This window comes from Aminobacter sp. P4_H6_2 (genome assembly GCF_056400805.1).
The window spans coordinates 1-2,743 of record NZ_JBFUKO010000683.1 but is presented as its reverse complement, the minus strand read 5'-3'; the positions used below and the strand labels follow the sequence as shown (position 1 = coordinate 2,743).

Sequence of the window (2,743 nt, the reverse complement as noted above, 5' to 3'; positions counted from 1 at the left end):
GGTGCGGATGCCGATCTGGATCGAGCGGTCGGGATCGATGATGCCCTCTTTCACCGCCCTCCCGACGAAGGAACCGTGGTCGATGCGTTTGCCGTCGTCCGGCCAGGTGTCCTGGTGGGCGTCGAATTGTACCAGCGCCATTGGGCCGTGGACCGCGGCATGTGCCTTGAGCACCGGCCAGGTGACGAAATGGTCGCCGCCGAGCGTCAAAAGGAACCCGCCAGATTTCAGGATCTTCGCCGCCTCGCGTTCGATTGTCGCCGGCGTCTTTTGATGGTTGCCGCTGTCGAGCAGGCAGTCGCCATAGTCGACGACGGCGAGATCGTCGAACAGGTCGCGGTTGAAAGGATATTGCGGGTCGCAATCGAAGATCGCCGAGGCGCGGCGAATGGCCTGCGGGCCAAAGCGCGCGCCCGGCCGATTGGTGACCGCTGCATCGAAAGGAATGCCCCAGACCACCGCATCGGCGCCTGCAACGTTCTTGGAATACTTGCGTCGCATGAAAGACAGGGCCCCTGCATAGGTCGGATCACCCGAGCGGCCGGTGTTCGTCCGCGCGGTGAAGGCGTGATCGATCGATGAAGTGGGCATGGGCAGTCTCCGCAGTCGGTCTATCGGAATTCGAGGGGCAAGAACTACAGAAGCCGGCCGCAACATGCCAGCCCCGAGGTGCACTGCGTGTGCTGGCCGGCTTTCCCGAGCGTTCATGTCTCTGTCATCCGCCCTACATGCCCTTGTCATCGGTACTGCCTAACTCGTTGTCGCATCCTTCGGCCATGGAGCGATTCCCATGCGGGCAGTTCTGGCAGTCCTATTTCTTGTCTTTGGCGGCCCCTCAGTGGGGCATGCAGGAACGCGGGCCGAGCAGATCCTCGAGCGTTTCGACGATGCCAATCAGTGGCGTGACCACGTCATGGTGGTGGCCCATCGCGGCGGCGGGTTGGAGGCAGGCAAGGGGCTTTATCCCGAAAATTCCATCGCCTCGGTGCGCGGCGTCATCGCGCTTGGCGCGGAAATGGTCGAGATCGACATACGGCGCTCCAGGGATGGCGAACTGATCGTCATGCATGACAGCTGGCTCGACCGAACGACCAACTGCAAAGGCGAGGTGATTGCCCGCACGCTAGAAGAATTGCGTCACTGCCGCCTCGTCGTTGAGGGAACGGGCGAGGTGAGCAGCGAGCCGGTACCGACCTTGCGCGAAATGCTTGGCGTCACCAAGGGCAAGATCCTGGTCAATCTCGACAACAAGCTGGAAACCACCGATCTCGCGGACATGGTTGCCATAGCGCGCGACATGGGCATGGAGGAACAAGTTGTCGTGAAGGCGAACCTTTGGGATGCCGAACGCGTGGCGACGGTCAAGGAAACCATGCGTCGGGTTGGCCAGGGCTTTCAGTTCATGCCGATCATCGCCGACGATGCGGTGCGCGATGCCGGCTTCATCGAGGTAGCCAGCAAGGCGTTTTCCGCCCGCGCGGTCGAGATGATCACCTGGCGTGGCGATGCCGAGACGATGACAGTATCAGGCGGGCCACTGTTTTCGGCCAAGGTGAGGGCGGCTTCCATACGCGGCAATTGGCACATCTGGGTCGACACCCATGCCATCGTCAACAAGCCTGGCGGTTTCCTGTCCGGCGGGCGCGGCGACGAGCTTGCGGTTGCCGCAGGCTTTCCCGGACAAACCTTCGGCTTCTGGGCCGRGCGTGGCGCAACGATGATCCAGACTGACGAGCCCAAAGCAGCCATCCAATGGCTGGCTGCCAATGGCTATCGCGCGCCCTATGCGGACGTCGACGAGTCGGTTGCGGCGGCAATGGGGCAGGGCGCCCTTCGTCGGGGAAATGCGCCGACGAACCGAGATGCCACGCTATCAGTCGATTGACTGCCGGAGGGAGCGCCGTCGTTCCTTCATGTCGTATTTCGAGCCGCCGGCGCTCAATAGCTTTTTCGACAATTTCTTACAGCGGCTGTCAGCTTTCTTGGCGGCTTTCTTCTGGTCGGCGCCTTTGGCTATGGCCTTGTCGGCCGCCCGCTGCCAGCAGGTGTCGTAGTAGCCGGCGCGCTTCTGGAATTTGCTGTTCGGTGCTGCTTCGGCCACCGCCGAGGAGGCGGCGGTCAGGGCCGCCACAGTCGCAGCAAGCATGCGCAGCATGACCGTCTCCATCGCTGGTGCCACCCGACAGGTTGCAAGAGATCATACGGCATTGGTGCGCAGGCACAAAAAGAAAGGGGCCGGTTTGACCAGCCCCTTCCGAAATTCTGGAGAATGCAGTCTCGGCGCTTAGCGCTTGGAGAACTGGAAGCTCTTGCGGGCCTTGGCCTTGCCGTACTTCTTACGCTCGACGACACGGCTGTCGCGGGTCAGGAAGCCACCCTTCTTGAGCACGCCGCGCAGCGCCGGCTCGTAGTAGGTCAGCGCCTTGGAGATGCCGTGACGAACAGCACCGGCCTGGCCCGAAAGACCACCGCCGACGACGGTTGCGATGATGTCGTACTGGCCGACGCGGGCAGCTGCTACGAGCGGCTGGTTCAGGATCATCTGCAGCACGGGGCGCGCGAAGTATGCCGCGTATTCCTTGCCGTTGACGATGATCTTGCCGGTGCCCGGCTTCACCCAGACACGGGCGATGGCGTCCTTGCGCTTGCCAGTGGCATAAGCGCGGCCGCTCTTGTCGAGCTTCTGCACGTAAACCGGAGCGGCAGGCTGCACCGAAGCGGTCACGGTGCCGAGTTCTGCGAG

The 2,743-nt window shown here is 62.6% G+C and carries 4 protein-coding genes; 1 reads left to right on the top strand and 3 read right to left on the bottom strand.

All coding sequences use genetic code 11. The features are described 5' to 3' along the window. The coding region (locus tag AC1DUU_RS28585) for an arginase family protein (protein ID WP_476786707.1) at window positions 1–591 on the bottom strand (591 nt) is incomplete at its 3' end. Between the two features lie 199 nt (window positions 592–790). On the opposite strand from AC1DUU_RS28585, the gene AC1DUU_RS28580 reads away from it, so the two are divergent. Beyond that, window positions 791–1,885, top strand: a complete 1,095-nt coding sequence (locus tag AC1DUU_RS28580) for a glycerophosphodiester phosphodiesterase family protein (RefSeq protein WP_476786706.1) — start codon at window positions 791–793, stop codon at window positions 1,883–1,885. On the opposite strand, the gene AC1DUU_RS28575 is transcribed toward AC1DUU_RS28580, so the two are convergent. Together AC1DUU_RS28575 and rpsI are read right to left on the bottom strand one after the other, a co-directional pair. Beyond that, complete coding sequence (locus tag AC1DUU_RS28575) at window positions 1,874–2,155, bottom strand: hypothetical protein (RefSeq protein ID WP_476786705.1); 282 nt, start codon at window positions 2,153–2,155, stop codon at window positions 1,874–1,876. The genes AC1DUU_RS28580 and AC1DUU_RS28575 overlap by 12 nt on opposite strands. Before the next feature lie 129 nt (window positions 2,156–2,284). Further along, on the bottom strand, window positions 2,285–2,743 hold a 459-nt coding region (gene rpsI, locus AC1DUU_RS28570), incomplete at its 5' end, for a 30S ribosomal protein S9 (RefSeq protein WP_476786704.1).